Origin of the sequence: Pseudoalteromonas shioyasakiensis (assembly GCF_019134595.1) — a bacterium.
Lineage (GTDB): Bacteria > Pseudomonadota > Gammaproteobacteria > Enterobacterales > Alteromonadaceae > Pseudoalteromonas > Pseudoalteromonas shioyasakiensis_A.
On sequence record NZ_CP077770.1, the window covers coordinates 3,767,938 to 3,788,406 of the forward strand.

17 protein-coding genes are annotated in these 20,469 nt (G+C 42.5%); 4 read left to right on the forward strand and 13 right to left on the reverse strand.

What is annotated here, in order from left to right; genetic code table 11:
• Positions 1 to 41: 41 nt before the first annotated feature.
• From KQP93_RS17360 to KQP93_RS17370, 3 genes are all read right to left on the reverse strand, one after another.
• Positions 42 to 380, reverse strand: a complete 339-nt coding sequence (locus tag KQP93_RS17360; RefSeq protein WP_217875367.1) for a low molecular weight protein tyrosine phosphatase family protein — start codon at positions 378 to 380, stop codon at positions 42 to 44.
• Positions 381 to 647: 267 nt separating this feature from the next.
• Positions 648 to 1,286 carry a peptide chain release factor H gene (gene prfH, locus KQP93_RS17365; protein WP_217875368.1) on the reverse strand — a complete coding sequence of 213 codons (639 nt, stop codon included), beginning with the start codon at positions 1,284 to 1,286 and terminating at the stop codon, positions 648 to 650.
• Positions 1,283 to 2,434 carry an RNA ligase RtcB family protein gene (locus tag KQP93_RS17370; protein WP_217875369.1) on the reverse strand — a complete coding sequence of 384 codons (1,152 nt, stop codon included), beginning with the start codon at positions 2,432 to 2,434 and terminating at the stop codon, positions 1,283 to 1,285. Before KQP93_RS17370 ends, prfH begins: the two co-directional genes overlap by 4 nt.
• 405 nt (positions 2,435 to 2,839) lie before the next feature.
• On the opposite strand from KQP93_RS17370, the gene KQP93_RS17375 reads away from it, so the two are divergent.
• The gene (locus KQP93_RS17375) at positions 2,840 to 3,988 is read left to right on the forward strand and encodes a serine hydrolase domain-containing protein (RefSeq protein WP_217875370.1); all 1,149 of its coding nucleotides are present in this window, start codon (positions 2,840 to 2,842) and stop codon (positions 3,986 to 3,988) included.
• Between the two features lie 202 nt (positions 3,989 to 4,190).
• Here the strand turns inward: KQP93_RS17375 and KQP93_RS17380 are convergent, their stop codons facing one another.
• The 6 genes from KQP93_RS17380 to KQP93_RS17405 all read right to left on the reverse strand — a co-directional run bounded on the left by KQP93_RS17380 (position 4,191) and on the right by KQP93_RS17405 (position 11,359).
• Positions 4,191 to 5,492 (reverse strand): DEAD/DEAH box helicase, encoded by a 1,302-nt coding sequence (locus KQP93_RS17380; RefSeq protein WP_217875371.1) that lies wholly within the window; start codon positions 5,490 to 5,492, stop codon positions 4,191 to 4,193.
• Between the two features lie 166 nt (positions 5,493 to 5,658).
• The gene (locus KQP93_RS17385) at positions 5,659 to 6,786 is read right to left on the reverse strand and encodes an alpha/beta hydrolase (protein WP_217875372.1); all 1,128 of its coding nucleotides are present in this window, start codon (positions 6,784 to 6,786) and stop codon (positions 5,659 to 5,661) included.
• 170 nt (positions 6,787 to 6,956) lie between these two features.
• The gene (locus tag KQP93_RS17390) at positions 6,957 to 7,922 is read right to left on the reverse strand and encodes an N-acyl-D-amino-acid deacylase family protein (protein WP_217875373.1); all 966 of its coding nucleotides are present in this window, start codon (positions 7,920 to 7,922) and stop codon (positions 6,957 to 6,959) included.
• Entirely contained in the window at positions 7,885 to 8,541 is a 657-nt protein-coding gene (locus KQP93_RS17395; protein ID WP_217875374.1) for an amidohydrolase family protein, read from the reverse strand. Before KQP93_RS17395 ends, KQP93_RS17390 begins: the two co-directional genes overlap by 38 nt.
• Before the next feature lie 130 nt (positions 8,542 to 8,671).
• Complete coding sequence (glmS, locus tag KQP93_RS17400; protein ID WP_217875375.1) at positions 8,672 to 10,492, reverse strand: glutamine--fructose-6-phosphate transaminase (isomerizing); 1,821 nt, start codon at positions 10,490 to 10,492, stop codon at positions 8,672 to 8,674.
• A gap of 96 nt (positions 10,493 to 10,588) precedes the next feature.
• Positions 10,589 to 11,359, reverse strand: a complete 771-nt coding sequence (locus KQP93_RS17405) for a DeoR/GlpR family DNA-binding transcription regulator (protein WP_217875376.1) — start codon at positions 11,357 to 11,359, stop codon at positions 10,589 to 10,591.
• 155 nt (positions 11,360 to 11,514) lie between these two features.
• Here KQP93_RS17405 and KQP93_RS17410 point away from each other — a divergent pair, with 155 nt between their 5' ends.
• Positions 11,515 to 12,042, forward strand: a complete 528-nt coding sequence (locus tag KQP93_RS17410; protein WP_217875377.1) for a sugar O-acetyltransferase — start codon at positions 11,515 to 11,517, stop codon at positions 12,040 to 12,042.
• A 398-nt stretch (positions 12,043 to 12,440) separates the two neighbouring features.
• Here the strand turns inward: KQP93_RS17410 and KQP93_RS17415 are convergent, their stop codons facing one another.
• The 4 genes from KQP93_RS17415 to KQP93_RS17430 form a co-directional block, all read right to left on the reverse strand.
• Positions 12,441 to 12,887 carry an REP-associated tyrosine transposase gene (locus tag KQP93_RS17415; protein WP_217875378.1) on the reverse strand — a complete coding sequence of 149 codons (447 nt, stop codon included), beginning with the start codon at positions 12,885 to 12,887 and terminating at the stop codon, positions 12,441 to 12,443.
• A gap of 271 nt (positions 12,888 to 13,158) precedes the next feature.
• Positions 13,159 to 15,555, reverse strand: a complete 2,397-nt coding sequence (locus KQP93_RS17420) for an ABC transporter permease (RefSeq protein WP_217875379.1) — start codon at positions 15,553 to 15,555, stop codon at positions 13,159 to 13,161.
• Between the two features lies 1 nt (position 15,556).
• Positions 15,557 to 16,258 (reverse strand): ABC transporter ATP-binding protein, encoded by a 702-nt coding sequence (locus KQP93_RS17425; protein ID WP_217875380.1) that lies wholly within the window; start codon positions 16,256 to 16,258, stop codon positions 15,557 to 15,559.
• 11 nt (positions 16,259 to 16,269) lie between these two features.
• Positions 16,270 to 17,523, reverse strand: a complete 1,254-nt coding sequence (locus tag KQP93_RS17430; RefSeq protein ID WP_217875381.1) for an efflux RND transporter periplasmic adaptor subunit — start codon at positions 17,521 to 17,523, stop codon at positions 16,270 to 16,272.
• Positions 17,524 to 17,753: 230 nt separating this feature from the next.
• Between KQP93_RS17430 and KQP93_RS17435 the strand changes: the two genes are divergently transcribed.
• Both KQP93_RS17435 and KQP93_RS17440 read left to right on the forward strand, forming a co-directional pair.
• Positions 17,754 to 19,157, forward strand: a complete 1,404-nt coding sequence (locus tag KQP93_RS17435; RefSeq protein ID WP_217875382.1) for a sigma-54-dependent transcriptional regulator — start codon at positions 17,754 to 17,756, stop codon at positions 19,155 to 19,157.
• 3 nt (positions 19,158 to 19,160) lie between these two features.
• The gene (locus tag KQP93_RS17440; RefSeq protein WP_217875383.1) at positions 19,161 to 20,465 is read left to right on the forward strand and encodes a sensor histidine kinase; all 1,305 of its coding nucleotides are present in this window, start codon (positions 19,161 to 19,163) and stop codon (positions 20,463 to 20,465) included.
• Positions 20,466 to 20,469: the final 4 nt, after the last annotated feature.

Below are 20,469 nucleotides of genomic sequence, written 5' to 3' on the forward strand. Positions count from 1 at the left end.
AAACCCCGCAGCAATGCGGGGTTTATTTTTAATTAAAAGAACTACCTTTTAACTTGTATATACAATAAATCGTCAACTGACTGCTTTAAAGTTTCAACGAGTGCCTCATCCATATATTGGTACTCATCGGGTATATCGAGTACCTGAATCGGCTTGTGCTGTAATAAACGGCTAAACTGCGCTTTAAGGCGTTGTTTATGCTTATGTTCCATCACAAAAATTATATCTGCCCAATTAATATCAGCAGTTGTTACCGTGTGCCTCGCTCGTGGGCTTGTGCCTGCAGAGCGGGCTTTAATGCCATTGTATTGGTTGAATACCTTTTCTGCCGTTGGGCTACGCCACTGGTTACGGCTACATAGATACCCAAGCCACCTCAAAATGCAGAATTCAGCGTTTCACAGGTGCTTAATATCAAGGCGTTACTTTGCAAGAATGGCAGTCCCTTTTAAGAAGTAACAACGATGAGAGTAAGTGCCTGTGAAGCGCCCAAAGGGTTGGTTTAAAAGCGATTTATACTGCGTTATTGATCTTAACAATAGAACCACTATTACTTGCAATCAATGCCTTGCCTAAATCGCTTTTAATTCCAACTGAAACTCGCATCTTGAGGTGGTTTGGGTATCAACAGTTTTCCATGTTATTTGCTAACCTTTTCCTTTGTGAGTCTGGCTAAACTCAGGGCCCTTAAACGTACGAATGGGATTACCCCGTTGCAGCTCATTGTGTTGTTGCCACCGCGACTTTTGCTGCTGGCTAGCAGCCTGCTGAGCTTGTTCTGCCAGTTTTTGCATTAGCAAAACTCGAGCTAAACGCTTATTCGCATGCTGACTTCTTTCACTTTCTACGCGAACAGTAGTTCCTGTCGCAACATGGGTAGCACGAACAGCCGAATCAGTGGTGTTTACATGCTGGCCTCCCGCACCACTTGCGCGGCATTGCTGAAAGCGGATCTCACTATTAAAAGTTTGCTCTGCTATTTCAAATAGTTGACCGCCAAAGTACCAGTTTTTACGCTTATGCCTTGCTCTGAATGGGCTTTGACAAACCCACAACATCGATCCATGCCATTGCTGAGCAAACTGTTTTAAAATTCGCGGCTCAGCACCGGTTAATTCAAGCAATACCGATTTGTAGCAGCCTGAAAGTTCAGCTTGCTCTACAGTAAGAGTATTCACCTTAATAGCTAACGTTTTAGCATCCCACTCAAGGCGCTTAACAGCCATTGCCACCGCTTTACAGCACTCTAAAGGACCCGCCCCTGACGATAATTGCACTAAGATCATCCGCACGCTCCTTGTGTTTTAAAGGTAAGCACAGGCTTTAATTTGGCAATTACAGTGACCAGCCCTGCATCAACAAGGTCATCAATAACTGTTTGGCAGTCTTTGTAAGCTTGCGGTGCTTCATCATAAAGCAGCGTTTTATCATTACAGATCACCCTGCTACCAAACGCAGTGCGATATAAATCTTCCTTTTTAAACTTGTGACTCAAACGGCCTTTGCATTCTCCACGCTTCCATTTGCGACCAGCGCCATGCGCAAGGGAGCATAAGTTTACGTTTTGCTCAGCCGTTGGCTTAACTAAGTAACTGTAATCACCGCGAGAGCCCGGGATCATCACAGCCCCTTGATCGCTGGGTGTAGCGCCTTTTCGATGTAACCAGCCAGCTTGTCCTGCAATCTGTGATTGACTTACAAGGTTATGATTTACATCTAAAACCTCCTCGCCACCAGCACGAATAGCTTGTAAAAAACGCCGTGCGATCAGTTCACGGTTTAACTGGGCCCAACGCAGTGCTTCGTCATGTTTGGCCATATAATCTGTAAAGGCATCACTCACGACCTCAAGGCCATCATGGTTATGCTCTGCAATATGCTTAACTAAAATAGCTTGCCCTAACCCTCTAGAGCCAGAATGCACCAATAGCTGCAATTGTTTAGGTTGTAGGCCTAAAGCAAGCAAGGCTTGTTGATCAAACACCTCTTCAATCGCCTGAAACTCAGCGAAATGATTGCCACCACCTATGGTGCCAAGGGCGCTATCAAAACCAGTTTTTGTGATACCTAGTTCATGTTTTCGCTCGCTAATCAATGTGTGCCAACTATCATCTAGCGGTTGTTCAACATCGCTTAAGCGTTTTGCGAGCTTATCTACATTTAACTTGGCTAACTTAGTATTGGTTTGCCAAAGCGACATACCGCAGCCAATATCATTCCCCACTAAAGCGGGGTAAATTCTACCTTCTGTAAAAAAGGCTGCCCCAATGGGGTAACCTCGACCTGGGTGTAAATCGGGCATACCCGCTACAGCGTGCATACCAGGTAATTCAGAAGTTTTAATTAATTGTTGTATTGCTAGCCCTTCAATCCACGACTCTTTAGACGCAATAAGGCTAACGTTATCAGTAAGTTTTTGGACGGACTTGCCCATAATACCAATTCCTTTCTCTGCAATAGAAAAATGCTAACGAAAAATGATTTGGCAGGTCTTTGATTAATTGATCAGGCTTAGCTTTGAAAAGCTAATAAAGAAATAGCTTCGAGCTAGGCAAGAAAACGACCTGCAAAGGAACAAGTTGTATAAGTCATATTGTTTACTCCTCTACAGTGTGTGAATGGTTAAAATCGCGGCGATTGTAAACACCTTAAAAAGTGAAAGCAACTAAAAAATAATCAATCGTTGTTATTTACGCTCTTTTTAAATGTTCATCACAACGTGAAAAATGTGTAATTAAGCGCCTATGGGTTGTCATCTAGAGAAAATTTGAGCAATCTAAAAATGCCTTAAAAAATAATAACAATAGTGACTGCAAGGTTACTCAAAAAGGATGCCGCCATGCTCAAACACCGTATAGCTTGTTCACTCATCAGCCTACCACTATTGATTGCTGCCCATGTCACTAGCGCAGCTGAACTACCACAAGCGATTGATGCCGCCTTTCAATCGGCGGTGAGTGCGAAAACGGTGCCGGGCATTACTGTCGCAGTGGCCGATAAATCAGGAATAATCGCTGCAAAGGGTTATGGTTTTGCCGATATCGAAAACCAAGTTTTGATGAGCCCCGAGCATAAGGTTCGCATTGGCAGTGTCTCTAAACTTATTGCCACTGCGGCTATGATGCGCCTTTACGACAAGGGATTGATTAACTTAGATAAACCTGTAACCGACTATGTAACTAACTGGCCAGAAAAACATGCAGCTTTAACACTCCGTCAGCTCGCGTCACATACCGCAGGGATCCGCCATTACAAAAAAGGCGCCAATGAGTTTTTACTCAACAAATGGTATGGCGATATTGATAGCGCTTTAGCCATGTTTAAAGATGATCCCCTACTGTTTAAGCCGGGCACCAAACAGCAGTATTCAACATTCGCTTGGACATTAGTTAGCGCTGCGATGGAAGGCGCTGATCCGAAACGCAACTTTCGAAAAATTATCGAACAAGAAGTCTTCGCGCCACTCAAGTTAAACGACACATATTTTGATGAGCAGTTTACCCTGATCCCACATCGTGCAAGACCTTATAGTGTTGATCAGGGCCGTTTAATTAACTCACCGCAGACCGATCACAGCTATAAATGGGCTGGCGGTGGGTTTATTGCAACACCAAGTGATATCGTCAAGTTTGCAGTAGCTCACACGCAGGGTAATTATCTAAAAGCAACCACCGTGGATGAAATGTTTACCCCAGCCACTCTCAATAATGGTGAACAGGTCGATTTTGGTATCGGTTGGATGACAGGTTTCAAAAACTATCAACAAAGAGAAAAATACCAACATGATACTGAACTACAAGCCTTGATGGCCGACATGCCTCACGCTGTAATGCACTCTGGCGGTAGTATGGGTGGCATTACCATGACCATTATGTGTGTTGATCATCAACGCGCGGTGACTGTGGTTAAAAACGTCAATGGTGATAATAGCGCAGATGTATTTGCGCTTGCCCTACAAACCCTGAGCTATTATCACCAAGACCTCTGATTCTACTTAACAACTCGCTTAATCTAGTGAGCAATTTTAAGACAACTAAACCTTGTTGATAACAAGGCAAAAACTTCGTTGCTCTCGACAATTGCTCCTGCATCCATACTGTCGTCAATAAGACGTTTTTAACGACGGTAGCGACAGGTCTAACTCCTTAAAATAATTAAGTATTATTTCGAAGCAGCATTATTTTAGACTTTTAATGTTTCTTCCAGCCACTCCAAACATCGTCTTGTTGATTAGCTTTATTTTTTTTCTTTTTCTTACCTGTTCCCGCAGGTTTCGCTACGGGCTTGTCGTTTTTAAGTGCTTGTGCGGCATCAAGGTTCGCTTTATTTAAGGTATAACCAGGTACTTCTTCGCGCTCTAAACGAAATTTATTTTTCTTTTCGATGATTTTAAAATGATGAAAGTCTTCGTAATCAATCAGTGATAACGCTAACCCAACTTCACCGGCGCGACCACTACGGCCAATACGGTGCATGTAATCGGCTGGGCTGCGGGGTAAATTGAAATTAATCACGACAGGCAATTTAGCAATATCTAAACCTCGGGCTGCAATATCGGTGGCAATTAATACCTCGATTTCGCCATTTTTAAACTTTTCGATTACGCGAGTACGCTCACTTTGGCCTTTATCACCGTGAAATACTTGTGCATTGATGCCACGCTTTTCAAGCTTATTCGCTAAGTGCCCACAATCTTTCTTTGCATTCACAAAAATTAGCGTTTGGCGCCATTTATGGGTTTTTATTAAGTGCGCTAAAACAGTGGTCTTCTCACCTTTATTTACCATAAATACGCGCTGTACTAGCGTGCTTTCATCTTTGCTCTGCACTTGTATTTCAACAGGGTCATTTAACAGTTTTTGGGTTAATAATTTAACCTGCTCTGGAAACGTAGCTGAAAACAACATAGTTTGTTTTTTAGCAGGCATAAGCGCTAATAGCTGAGTAAGTTCTTCGGTAAAACCAAGGCTCAGCATACGGTCTGCTTCATCAAGCACTAAGGTGTTTACTTTATCAAGCTTAATGGCATTACTTGCAATCAAATCAAGTAAACGCCCAGGGGTTGCAACGATAATATCTGCACCGCCTCGCAATGCTTGCATTTGCGTATTAACCGACACACCACCGAATACAGCAACGGTTTTAATCACACCATTAAAGTTTGCAGAATATGATTTAACGCTATCAGCCACTTGCACTGCCAGCTCTCGCGTTGGCACTAAAATAAGCCCTGATACAAAGTTACCTTTTCCTGCAGTTTTTTTAGCAACCTTATCTAAAAAGCACTTTTGCAACATTGGTAAAGCAAATGTCGCTGTTTTACCAGAACCAGTATTCGCTCCTGCAATTAAGTCACTGCCCGCCAAAATACTCGGAATTGCTTTTGCCTGAATGTGTGTCGGTTGCGTGTATTCAAGATCAGATAATCGAGCCTGTAGCTCAGGAATAAGACCAAGCTCTTTGAAATTGCTAGGGTTTGCGGTTGAGGTCATAAAAGGTGTGGGCTCATTACTAAAATAGCCTGCGATTTTAGCGCATTAATTACCCATAAAGTAGGAATTAGTGATTTAAATACCTTTGAGCACAGCCACTGGTTTATGATAATTGCTCAATATTAAAGGGCCGCTTAAAAAGCCAACTGCTAAGTTGGCCATATTATTAACTCTTACTCAGCTGTACTTGTAGCCTCGTTTTTGTCTCTTTTAAGTAATCTAGGTAGGGATAAGAGTCATCTGCAACGGCTATTGCAGCCTCGATTTGGGTTAATGCTTGGCGAGTATTACCTTGCATTTCATAGCCATATGACAACGCTGACAGTGCATACGCTGATTTAGGGTAGTTTTTGATATTGTACTTAAACACCTCAATAGCCCGCTCAAATTGCTGGTTATCCGTTAAGCTGTAACCCAGCATCCTAACAGCGCGGTCTGGTGGCGCTATTTGCTCGCCCCATTGCTGAGATAAACGTTGATAATAGGCATCAATTGATGAAACATCATCGCCCAATGCACTCAAAGGCATATGTTTAGATAAAAATAAGCCATGGTACGCATTAAATGCCCCAGCGGCTGAGGTTAGGTTATGCGAAACACCTGCAAAGGCGTCGCTCTTAAAGCGCAGATTTTGCACTTTACTATTTTGCATCGTTTGCTGCATATCATCGTACCTTTCGCGCATAATGCCGGCTTCTTCGCCGATATTCATATATACATAGCTGTTAATACTTTTGGCTTTAGTAACAAAGGTATTTAGACTCTTAGCCGGAGCGCCATAGTTCCACCATACCGCAGGGCTATAAGCAATGTGCGCTTGAAATAACTCAGGCTCAGCCTGCATAGCGTAAAGAGCAAATACACCCGCAGCTGAGGCTCCGGCAATAACTCTATAATCATGAGTACGATACTGGTTATTAACCAAAGGCATCAGTTCTTGCTCTACGAAAGCTAAAAACTTTGCTGCACCACCGCCTTCACCAACAGGTCCTTGTGGTTCTTTGTTCACTGTAGGATAAAAATCTCTAAGTCGATTAGTGCTTTCAATCGCAACTACAATCACCTCTGGCGCTTGATCATTTTGTTGTAAGCGTTCAAGCACAGCATTAATCAATGGCAAATTACCGGCCCCATCTAAACGATAAATAACGGGATACCTTTTGTTTGGATGTGTTTGATAGCTTTTTGGCAATTGCACAACGACAGTGCGTTGCTCACTAAGATTACTTGATTCGATAGTATGCGTATGTTGGCTGTAATGTGTAACCGCCTCATCTGCAGCTGGTTGGGCCATTACAAGACTAGTACAGAGTAAAAAACCACTAATACAGAATAACTTAAATAGTCGCACGACTTATCCTTAAGAAATATTGGTAATTTTTTAAGCTAACAGAATTGCAGGTACAAACAAAGATAACTTATGTACTTTTTTCGTAAAAAAGTACATGTAAGTCATTCTTTTAACTAAAGCGTATGACGCAATATTTGCCCTGCACTTTTACCCGTCATGCCATCCGGTGATTTAATGACTTGGCCATTAATAATGACGAATTCAATTCCTTCTGCGTACTGATGAGGTGCGCTAAACGTTGATTTATCAATAACCGTCGCAGGGTCGAGTATAACAATATCAGCAGCATAGCCTTTTGCTATCACTCCTCGGTCAGTTAGGCCCATTCTTGTTGCGGGTAAACTGGTCATTTTACGTATTGCATCAGGTAACGAAATCACCCCTTGTTCACGCACATAATGACCTAGCACTCTGGGGAAGGTGCCGTATCCTCTTGGATGGGGGTTGCCCTTACCAAGTTCTGAACCACCCGCATCGGTGGCGATTGCAGTAATTGGGTAAGCCATGATGTACTTAACATCATCTTCATTAATAGCGTGGAAGATCCCCTGAGCACCGCCATTTGCTTGAATTTCCATGGCAAGTTCAGCAGCTTCGTCAATACTTTGCGCTCGCCCTTCACGTTTTAATACTTCAGCAAAGGTTAGCCCATCCCATGCAGGGTTTGCCGTATAATGCGCTATTTGCAGCCTTGCGGGGTCACCACCGCCTCTGTCTTCACGGATATTTTTGATCAAGCCTTGTTTTATTTTTTGCCTTAACTCTGGATCTTGTAGGCGCTTTTCAACTTCAGCTTGGCCACCAGCCAATGACCATGCAGGAAATAATATAGCAAATCGCGTAGAAGAAGCCGTGTAAGGATACTGATCGAGGGTGACATCGAAACCCGCTTTGCGAGCATCGCGAATCATCTGAATAGTGTGCTTACTATCACCCCAATTTGGATGACCAATCAGCTTATGATGAGAGATATGCACAGGAATACCGGTCTCTTTTGCAACATCGAGCACTTCATTCATCGCCGTGACAATCTCTGCGCCTTCATCCCGCATATGAGAGGCAAAAAATCCATGCTGCATGAGCAGTTTCAGCAAGCACCTTTACCTCAGCAAAGTTTGAGTACACACCAGGAACATATTTTAGCCCAGTCGATAGACCAAACGCCCCCTGCTGCATCGCTTTATCGACCAATGCTTGCATTGCTTTTAACTCATCAGCAGTGGCAAGTCGTTGCTCTTCACCCATAACAGCTTTACGAACATCATTATGGCCAATTAATAAGGCTAAGTTAGGCCCTAGAGGTGAGCGCTCGGTTTGCGCAAAAAGTTGTTTAAAGTCGACAGGAGAAAAACCACAGTTACCTCCTAAAATAGTGGTAATACCTTGCTGCACTAAATTATCGAGCCTAGGCAGCTCTGCAATTGAGCGCTCAGCATGGGAATGTAAATCGATAAAGCCCGGTGCTACAACCTTGCCATTGGCATCTATAACTTGTTGAGCTTTGTCAGCCGCCATATCACCAATTTTAGTGATCTTGCCGCTTTCAATACCGACATCTGCGCGAACCGCTTTGCCGCCATGACCATCGAGCAACATCGCGTTTTTGATGATGAGATCAAAAGATTGCCCATAAGTAATCCCCGAGCTGAGCACTAATACGGACAATCCTATAGAGGTTAAAACACTGCGCTTTTTCATTGTTATTATCCTTAGCCTAAGTGTTTAACCATCCTAATCAATTGCAATACAAATTGCATCAGTGAACACTAATTAAGCAAATTACAGACACAAAAAAGCCGGCTAATTAGCCGGCTCTTGATGCTTTAACTTATTCAACCGTTACCGATTTTGCTAGGTTTCGAGGTTGGTCTACGTCGGTGCCTTTAATAACTGCAACGTAGTATGAAAGCAGCTGTAGTGGAATTGTATATACAACTGGGGCAATCACGTCATCTACATGGTTTACGTTGATTACACGCATTGTTTCGTCAGATTCAAACGCTGAGTCTTTGTCTGCGAATACATAGATAATACCGCCACGGGCACGTACTTCTTCTACGTTTGATTTAAGCTTTTCTAGTAGCTCGTTGTTTGGTGCCACAACAATGATTGGCATGTCGGCATCAATTAACGCAAGAGGGCCATGCTTAAGCTCACCCGCTGCGTATGCTTCGGCGTGAATGTATGAAATCTCTTTCAGCTTAAGTGCACCTTCCATCGCGATTGGGTACTGTGAACCACGACCTAAGAACAGTGAGTGGTGCTTATCAGCGAATTCTTCAGCTAAATCTTCAATACCTTCTGCAAGCAGTAATGCTTCTTCTAACTTGTTAGGAAGTGTTTTAATTGCATTCACAATCGCACTTTGATCTAAGCCTTTTTCTTGGGCAATAGATGCTGTTAGCATTAATAAGCCAACAAGCTGTGTGGTGAAGGCTTTCGTTGATGCAACACCAATTTCAGCACCGGCTTTAGTCATAAAGGCTAAATCAGATTCACGTACTAATGATGAACCCGGTACGTTACAAATGGTCATTGACGCCATGTAACCTTGCTGTTTTGCAAGACGAAGTGCAGCAAGTGTATCGGCTGTTTCACCAGACTGTGAAATGGTCACAAGTAAGCTGTTTTCATGTACAAATGATTCGCGGTAACGGAACTCAGAAGCAATCTCGACGTTACAGCTCACACCAGCAAACTGTTCAAGCCAGTAACGAGCAACCATACCTGAGTGGTATGAAGTACCACAGGCAATAATTTGCACGTGTTTTACGTCTTTAAAGATTTGCTGAGCGCTTTCGCCAAAGGCATCAATCGCGACAGTGTCATTAACTAGGCGGCCATCAAGGGTGTTACGTACAGCAAGCGGCTGTTCGTAAATTTCTTTCAGCATGTAGTGACGATATTCGCCTTTACCTGATGCATCTTGCGTAATGTTTGATTCAATCACTTCGCGCTCAACTGCATCGCCGTTTGCATCAAAGATTTCAACACTGTCACGGGTAATACGAGCAACATCACCTTCTTCAAGGTAAATAAAACTACGAGTAACAGGTAATAAAGCGAGTTGGTCAGAGGCAATAAAGTTCTCACCAAGACCTAAACCAATCACCAGTGGGCTACCTGAGCGCGCTACGATGATTTCGTTATCGTTCGCTTTATCAAAAACAACCGTACCAAATGCACCTTCAAACTGCTTAACTGCAGCTTGCACTGCAGCTAGTAACGTATCGTGCTGTTGGCGAAGTTGGTGAATAAGGTGCACCATAACTTCAGTATCTGTTTCTGATAAAAACTCATAACCGTCGCCTTTAAGCGCATCGCGTAGGCTGGCATGGTTTTCGATAATACCGTTATGAACTAGGGCAATTTCGCTATTCGAAACATGTGGGTGAGCATTCGCTTCGGTTACACTACCATGGGTAGCCCAGCGTGTATGTGCGATACCGGTAGTACCTTTAACAGCTGCATCATTGAGTGCCGCTTCAAGGTTCGCAACCTTACCTACTGCTTTTACAGTGTTAAGCTCAGTACCTTTAAGTAAAGCCACACCTGCTGAGTCATAGCCACGGTATTCAAGGCGTTTTAGGCCTTCAACAAGAATTTTATTTACTGGGCGTTCTGCAACAGCCCCAACGATTCCACACATAATCTCTCCTTTTGCACATGCCAAAGTGTTTTACTTTGGGCGAGATGTGTTGTCATAAAATGATGCGTAATAAGGTGTTGTCGGTCTTATTACGGGTTATTCAATTTCTGCACAGATCAGCTGTACACCACATGCTGTTATCGCCTCGCGCTTATCTGCGCTTAGGTTGTTGTCTGTGATAACTGTGGTTACACGCTGCCAAGGCAGTTCTAAATTCGGTATTCTTCGGCCAATTTTTTCTGACTCAACCATCACCACTACCTCTCGGGCAGCTTCAGCCATCACTTGGCTAAGCCCTACTAATTCATTGAAGGTTGTAGTACCTCTATCAATATCAATGCCATCGGCACCAATAAAGAGTTGGTCAAAGTCGTAAGAGCGAAGAACATTCTCCGCAACTTGGCCCTGAAACGATTCTGAATGTGGATCCCAAGTCCCGCCGGTCATCAAAAGTGTTGGCTCATTTTCTAATGAAAGCAGTCGGTTAGCGACATTAATAGCATTTGTCATCACCACTAAACCGCGTTTACTAGCAAGCTCAGGGATCATCGCCGCTGTAGTTCGGCCGCTATCAATGATGATGCGGTTATGATCTTTAATAAGCTTTGCAGCCGCCTGTGCGATTGCCATTTTGCGAAGCGAGTCGCTTTTCTCGTTGCTATTTGCAACGATTTCTTGTGGCAGTGCAATGGCACCACCGTAACGGCGTAGTAACAAGCCACTTTTTTCAAGGGCTGTCAGATCTTTACGTATCGTCACTTCAGAGGTTTGAAACTGCTCTGCTAACGCTTCAACAGCAACTTCACCAAGTTCATTCACTTGACTTAAGATAGTATGGCGACGTTGTTGAGTGTTTCGTTTTGTCATAAAGTGAACCACATAAGTTTCGTTTCGAAAGTTTTGAGATTTTAAACGAAACAATATAAATGGCAAGTGAATGATCGTTAACCTACACAGCTTTAATTTTGATCTTCATCACCAACACGCTAAGCTATTGGCAAAAATAACCATGAACATGCCCGATGAAAGAGTTTAATAGCCTCGATAAGTCCTTACTCGAACAACGAAAAAATACCCATGAAATTTGCCGTTTATTTGCCAAAAGCCCAAGTAAAGGCAATTTAAAACGACTAAAAGGCATGTTTGCTCACTGTGGAGAGCAGGTTGTTATTGAAGCGGGTTTTCATTGTGATTATGGCAGTGGTATTAAAATAGGTGATCGAACCTTCATAAATATTAACTGTACTGTACTCGATGCACCGCTAACTGATGCGCAAATTACGATAGGCGATGACTGCTTAATAGGCCCTAATGTGCAAATACTCGCGGTATCGCATGCAGTAAACCCAACCGAGCGTTTAGCAAAATCTAACTTTGCAGCGCCGATTAGCATCGACAACAATGTATGGATTGGTGCTGGCGCGATTATACTTGCGGGTATTAAAATTGCTGATAATGCCGTGATTGGCGCAGGGGCAATAGTTACCAAAGATGTCGCGGCAAATACTCTAGTAGCAGGTAACCCTGCGGTGAAGGTCAAAGACCTTTAACTCTCATACCGACGCGCTAAAGCATGCCCTACTGTCGTCATTTATGGTGACAAAGAATACATATTAACGCGCTAAAGCACGCCCTACGTAGGTTGTCATTTATGGCGACAAAGAATATATACTAACGCGCTAAAGCACGTCCTACGTAGGTCGCCATTTATGGCGACAAAGAATACATACTAACGCGCTAAAGCACGTCCTACCGTAGGTCGTCATTTATGGCGACAAAGAATATATACTAACGTGCTAAAGCACGTCCTATGTAGGTCGTCATTTATGGCGACAAAGAATACATACTAACGCGCTAAAGCACGCCCTACGTAGATTTTCATTTATGGCGAGAAAGAATACATACTAACGCGCTAAAGCACGTCGTCGTCATTTATGGCGACAATCAATCACAAGAAAACAGAATTCCAATATGGATAACTACCTAAGTTATCTACAAGCTTTTTTCTCAAAGGGTTTGCTGCTATGTATCTGGCTACTGCTATTCTACTTTCTTCTTCACGTAGTGCATGGTCATAGTAAGCAGGTTGCCACACCGTTTGCGAAAAACTACGTATCTTGTTTATCTCTCTAGCAGAAATACCTTTTAGATGACCAACTGTACTACCCAAGCTACTTTCGCTAAGCCTTAATAAACCATGAAAATGATCGGGCATAAGAACCCAAGTTAACCAGCAGCATTGATGTGATAGTTCATTTATTTCAATACACCTACAAAATACTTTTGCTAAGTTATGATCAGTGAACAGTGCTTTTCTGTTATGACAGTTGAATGTAATGAAATATTCACCTGATTGAATTGAAACTCGTCCTTTCTTTAGATGACTCCAGCTCATGAAAAATCCTTTTTCATAAAATTGTAGAACATTAAATATAGTAGATTAACGCGCTAAAGCACGTCCAACGTAGGTTGCCATTTATGGCGACAAAGAATACATACTAACGCGCTAAAGCACGTCCTACCGTAGGTCGTCATTTATGACGACACAGAATACATATTAACGCGCTAAAGCACGTCCTACCGTAGGTCGTCATTTATGGCGACTCATTTAAAACTAAAAAAGCCCAGCTGTATTGCTGGGCTTATAATTAGGAGTTAGTTAACTATTATTCATATCGTAAGATAAGCGATGGTCTGGTGCTTGCGGCCTTAAAGGCTAAACTTGCAACAGTAACCCAAGTAATGGCGGCCACCGCGGCGGCGGCAACTAAATACACCCATACAGCTTGTTCAATACGGTCATTAAAGTTTGCTAACCAATCACCTACCAAGAAGTAAGTCACTGGATACGCAATAGCAATACTGAGCGCCACCAGCACTAAGAACTCTTTAGCAATGATATTTACGATACTAATGCGAGATGCACCTAGCACTTTTCGAACGGCCACTTCTTTTTGACGACGCACTGTTGCAAACGAAGCCAAACCAAAGGTACCTAAACAAGTTAAGAACACTGCAAGACAGGTAAAGATTAAAACGACATTCGAAATTCGCTCATCACCTTTTAACAGGGTTTTGTAGTTGTCTGCGAGTAAGTTAATTTTTGGCTCATAGATATTGGCTGAGCTTGCTAATACTTCAGCGATCTGAGCTTTAATATAAGGCAAGTTTTGCTGATCAATCGTTAAAATTAATTCTGATACAGGTGATAAAAAGTTAAAGCCACATAAGAACATAATATTTGAGTTGGCATCTTTAGCATTACCTACTTTTACATCTTCAACCACACCTACAACACGCATATCTACGCCACGACCTGAGTCTTTAATTACCTTACCGATAATGTCACTCATGTTAGTGTAACCCGCTTGCCTTGCGACAGACTCAGTCACAATAGTACCCGTACTTGTTACTCCATTTGCACGGCTTGCCCAATCACCAGCAAATTCACGGCTAAAGTCACGACCAGCAACCAGTTTTAATCCTAGTGTTTTTACAACATTGTAGCTTGCGCCAACAACAGGCGTTAAGCTGCCAGACGCTTCACCATTTGGCCACGTTGGCATAAGTGTATTATTGATTGAAACAGTTAAACGGGTATCAATGACTGTTGTTTGCTGTACGCCTTGAATTGCACTAATACGGTTAACTAAGGCATTTTTTTCTTTTGTGAATACTTCGCCTACAGGTAGCTCTGAAATAACCAATCTTTGCGTCGTTTCATAGCCTAAAGGTAAGCTTTGTAAGTAAGTTAATTGCTTTAACAAGGTAATAGAGGCAATGATTAAACCTATTGCTAGTGAAGCCTGTAAGGTTAGTAAGCTCTTACGAACCCATATTGCTGTATTACCACGCTGTAAGTCACCACTTAAAACGCGCTTTGCACTGAATGACGAAATAAAGAATGCAGGATAAAGCCCAGCTAATATGCCCACAGCAATTGCGACCACAATAATCGCAATGCCAAATTCAGAGGCATAATTCACGACCAATTCGCGGTCTACTAGTTGGTTAAAGCTTGGTAAAAATAGTTCTACTAAAGCACATGCAATCACCATTGAAAGCATTGAGACCAACACAGATTCAGATAGAAATTGCGTTACTAATTGGCCCTTACTTGCGCCAAGCGCTTTACGCACACCCACTTCTTTTGCACGTTTAGTCGATTGAGCGACGGTCATATTGATAAAGTTAAAACCTGCAATAAGAATCAGTAACACACTTAAACCAACACAGATCATCACCACTTGTTTAGCACCACCCGCTTTCATCTCAAACGGTGATTTAGCCGTTAGGTGCAAATCAAGTAATGGATGCAGCTCTAAACTAACTTGCTCTAGCATCGAATCGCTAAAAAAGCGTTCTGTTAAGGTTTTAGCTAATGCATCTGTATCGGTGCCCTCTGCTACACGCATATAAACATAACTACTGTTGATATCTATTTTGTTTGGATCATGCTTAACATAAACAAGGTTTTTAAAGGCAAAGTGAGTGTTGTCTGTTAAGTCTGAAAACACGGCACGCACTGTGTACTGCCCTTGTTCATGCGTTAGTGTTTCACCAATCACATCAGTGCGGCCAAAAATACGCAGTGCTTCTGATTCACTTAAAGCGAGGCTATCTGGTGTACTCATTGCGGTTTTTAAGTCACCCGCAATCGTCTCCATAGCAATAAAGTTTTCAATATTTGCTGTAGCACCATATAAGGCATTTAACTTATAGCCTTGGTTGCGGTAACTCACATCAACCATGGCTTCACGAGTCAGCTCGACCATAGTTAATCCGAACACTTCTTCAACTTGGCTGTAATCTTCGGCCTGCTTTGACTGCACATAATTAAAAATAGGCACCACAGCTAAACCAAGTTTAGAGAAGTCTTGGCCAACGCGATAAACACGCTCCGCATGAGGCTGTTGGCTATCGTACGAAAGCTCATTTTTTGCAAACAAAGCAACTAGAATTGCCGCAGCTAAGCCCACACTTAAACCCAGAACATTTAAAATAAAGTGCTGTTTTTGGTTTTTAAACGCACGCAGCGCGGTGATCAAATAACTTAAAATCATGTTATGCCACCTCTGCTGTTTGTTGAACACGGTTAGCTTTATCTACCATCACTTGGCCATCAAGTAAGCGCACTAAACGGTCAGCATAATTGCCTTCTTTTTCTGAGTGGGTAACAACAATTACCGTGGTACCTTCGCGATTTAGCTCACGCAGTATCGCCATGACTTCATCACCATTTTTTGAATCAAGGTTACCCGTAGGCTCATCCGCTAAGATGAGTTTTGGATTAATAACAAGAGCTCGGGCTACCGCTACACGTTGCTGCTGACCGCCCGATAGCTGCTGCGGTAAGTGATCTGCTCTATGGTCGATTGCAACACGTTTTAAGATTGCTTCTACTCGCTGCTTACGTTCACTTTTTGAGATATTTTGATACTGTAATGGCAGCTCAACGTTTTCAAATACTGTTAATTCATCAATTAAGTTAAAGCTTTGGAAAACAAAACCAATTGACGCTTTTCTAAGTGTCGCTAATTGTTTTTCACCAAACCCAGCTATGTCTTGGCCTAAAAATTCAAAACTACCTGCTGATGGCGAATCCAACATACCTAAAATAGAGAGTAATGTTGATTTACCACAGCCAGATGGTCCCATAATGGCAAGAAACTCGCCTTCGTTTACATGTAAGTTAATGTTATTAAGCGCTGTTGTTTCAACATCTTGAGTACGGAATACGCGTGATAAGTTAGTTAATTTAATCATTGTTTTTATCCTTAAAATTGTAGTTGTTGTGCTTTATCAAAGTTGCTGTAGCTAGAGGTGATCACGCGATCTCCGGCGCTTAGGCCACTTAACACTTCATAATAGTTTTGATTCTTTTTGCCAAGATGAATGTCTTTTCTTACTGCACGATTGCCATCTTTTTCCATGACATAAACCCAGTTACCCCCTGAGCTGGTAAAAAATGCGCCGCGTTCAAGTAATAAAGCAGTGCCTTTGCTATCACCTAGCATCAGCTGTACATCAAGGCTTTGCCCACGCTTTATATTGCTCGTACCATTGGGTAAATCAACTTCAACCTGAAACTGTGATTGCTGAACACGACTATCAATTTTGCTAACTGTTGCCGCAATTTCGCCTTGCTCATGTTCAATAAGCACTTGCATACCTGTTTGAACTTGGCTTAGGTAAAACTCATCTAGTCGCACAACTAACTTGTATTCATTAGGAATATCAATCTGCCCTAGGCGAGCACCACGGCCTTTTGATTCACCAATTTCAACATCAAGCTCACTTAAATAACCATCGGCAGGTGCTGTTACGAGTAAGTTTTCAAGGTTCTTACGCGCAAACTGTAGGTTTTTCTCTAGCATATCGGCACTGTCTTTTAGCTGGGCTACTTGGACTTCACGAATACTGTTTTCTTGCTTTTGACGCTCAAGGGTTAGTTCTTTACGCGCTTTGTAATACGCTAAGTCTTCTTGAATTTCAGATAATTGCTCTTGTGCTAACACACCCGTTTTCACTAGCGGCTGAGTTTGTTTTAAGCGACGCGATAAATGTGTGATTTTAAGATCGATTTCAAGCAAATCACGGCGTAAGTTTAAACGGCTGGTTTCCATATTCATTTGCGTGTTGCGTAAAAAGTTAAGCTGCTCAGTCACCTGTGCTTCACGGCTCATTACATCAAGCTGCAAATTGGTATTGCTTAAACGCACAAGTGGTTGGCCTTTTTTAACAAATTCACCCTGCTCAACAAGTCGCTCTTCAACTTGGCCTCCGGCAATGGTGTCGAGGTAAATAGTAGTACGAGGCATAACTTGACCACGAAGACTTAAAGCATCAACAAATTCACCTTGTTGTACTGTGCTAATCGTTAAGCTTGTCGCGGTTACTTGCTGACTACGACCTGTTTGCTCAGTTTGCGTGAAACCATAAGCTGCAGCCGCAACAGCTAAGCATGCAGCTGCTATTACTGATTTCTTAAAAAATGCTTTGTTATTTGAGCGTGTAATTTTCTTATCCATGTTGACGCCTTTAAGTTATCTAGGTGCTAATTACCTATAGATAAAACAACTCTTGTGCCAACTTTTATTTTTATTAAATTACAACAGCTTATACAAAAACCGACAAGTGTGTATATAATCAAGTGTCCGCTTATAGAACACTTCAAAACCCATATATCGTCCATAAATGGACACTCTTACTATTTTCAATTAGTCTTAGTGTTCCCATAAAGGAATAATAATAAATAGCTATGAAACAAGCAGGATCAATTCTTATCGTCGATGATAACCCTGACGTACTTATCGCCGCACGATTACTTTTAAAACAGCATTATCAGGTTGTAAAAACCACAGATAACCCCTTTGATATCGAAGGTATCATTAACGCACAGCATGAGGCGGAACAGGCCATAGATGTTGTGTTACTCGATATGAACTTCACCCAAGACTCAATTAGTGGCAAAGAAGGATTCTACTGGCTAAAAAAAATCATGAGTCAAGACGCAAACATTGCGGTACTGCTTATGACGGCCTACAGCGATATTCAGCTAGCGGTCGAAGCAATTAAAGCTGGTGCCTCTGACTTTATTGCCAAGCCTTGGCAAAATGAGCAATTACTTGGTGCTGTAGCGGCGGCATTTTCACACGCTAAAGACAAACAGCAAGTTGGTAAGCTCACAAAACAAAAGCAGGCCTTGCAGCAGTCAATCGGCAATCAACCATTTGAGTTTTTAGGCCAAAGTGATGCCATGCAGCAGGTTTTTTCGGTTATCGACAAAGCAGCCAACACAGATGCCAACATATTGATCAGTGGCGAAAGTGGCACAGGTAAAGAACTCACTGCCCATGCAATCCACAATGCAAGCCAGCGCCAAAGCCAACCCTTCATAAGCCTAGACATGGGTTCACTAGCCGAAAGCCTGTTTGAAAGCGAACTATTTGGCCATAAAAAAGGGGCGTTTACCGGCGCGAAAGAAGATCGCATTGGCCGATTTGAGCTGGCACATGGTGGTAGTTTATTTTTAGACGAGCTAGGTAATTTACCGCTTAACCAACAAGTTAAACTGCTCGCAGCACTACAAAACAGGCAAATAACACCGGTTGGTGGTTCAAAAGTCATCGATATTGATATTCGTTTGATCTGTGCAACCAATGAAAACCTCGAACAAGTAGTTACTGAAGGCAAGTTTAGGCAAGACTTACTGTACCGTGTTAATACCGTAGAGATCCGTTTGCCAGCTCTGCGAGAGCGCAGTGAAGACATTCCATTACTGTGTAACTATTACTTGCAGCACTTTGCACATAAATACAAACGTGAGCTCTCGATTGCGGCATCTGATATGACACGTTTAAGTCAGTATCATTGGCCTGGCAATGTCCGTGAACTTGCGCATGCAATTGAGCGAGCAGTCATCCTCTCAGAAGGCTCAGAGCTCGATATAAGCTCAGTGATAAGCTCACCAAATGCTGCTGTTAGCACAAGTGAGCTCTCTTCAAACGCCACTGACTACGACACTTTTGATCTCGAAATCATCGAGCAAAGAACCGTTCGTGCAGCTTTAAAGCATTTTCAAGGGAACGTGAGTCATGCAGCAAAAGCGCTCGGCCTAACACGCGGAGCCATGTATCGTCGTTTAGAAAAATACGGACTTTAATCGATGCGAAACTTTATTATCTTAGCCAGCCTATTAGCTGCATTAATAGGTTTATCAATTACTTTGTTTTGGCAAGTAGAGCAAAGCGGGTTTTCTGCAATTTCGGCACTTTTAGTAATTTTAAATTTGGTATGTGCCGCGCAAATTTTTAATTTATTTAAACGCCAAACAAGGCGTGCAGATATTGTTTTTCGCGCTTTAGCGAATGGAGACAGCACATTAGGCTTTGGCGACCAACACCCTATGCAGCAGCAATTTGAGCAGGTTAAACAACAAATTCAGGCTGCGCGTTTTAATGCAGAACAACAAGCCCAGTTCTTACAAGCGCTATTAATTCATATCGATTTAGCGGTATTAGTATGTGATGAACAAGGCACTATTATTGAAAGCAATCCGGCAGTCAGTCGCTTGCTTGGGCAAGCTGTAAAGCACATCGATGATTTAGGTGTAATAGCAAACCTAGTTCAAGACGCTAAACAAAATAGCCGTAATACCGTGCCATGGCAAAATGGTGAGCAGCACGATACCCTATCTGTGCAGATCAGTATTGCCGAAATCCAAGGTAAAGTTCGTAAAGTGATCAGTTTGCAATCTATTCATGATCAGCTGCAATTAAAAGAGCAACAAGCTTATAAGCGCCTCACCAAAGTACTAACCCATGAAATTGCTAATTCGATTACGCCACTCTCTTCTTTAGCACAAACTTGTACGGCGCTGCTGCCAAATGAGCTTAGTTTTGATGATCAGGAAGATAAACAAGACTTGCAACTCGCCCTAACAACACTCGCATCACGAACCGAGCATTTAGGGGAATTTATAGCGCAATTTAAAAAGGTTAGTAGCTTACCCGCCCCAGACTTACAGCCACATATTCTGGCCGATCTTGCCAAGCAAGTTGTTGCTCTGCACTCACAACAGGCTAAGCAACTTAATATTACGTTGAATTTATCGGTGCAAAGCCAACAGTTAGTAATGATAGATAGAGGCCAAGTTGAACAAGTAATAATAAACCTGCTTACCAATGCCCTTGATGTTCTTAAGCAGTTAAATAGTCCAGAGTCAGCAAAGTGCATTGAGGTAAGCATTGCACAAAATGCTAATCAGCAATTGTATTTAGAGGTCAGCGACAATGGTACAGGTATCAGCGATCATGTGATTGAGATGATTTTTGTGCCATTTTTTACTACCAAGCAACAAGGCTCAGGAATAGGCTTAAGTTTATCGCGCCAGATCATACTCAATCATGGCGGCGATTTGGTATATATCAAACGTCAACAAGGAGCCTGCTTCCGCTGCGTGTTCGGCTAACTTA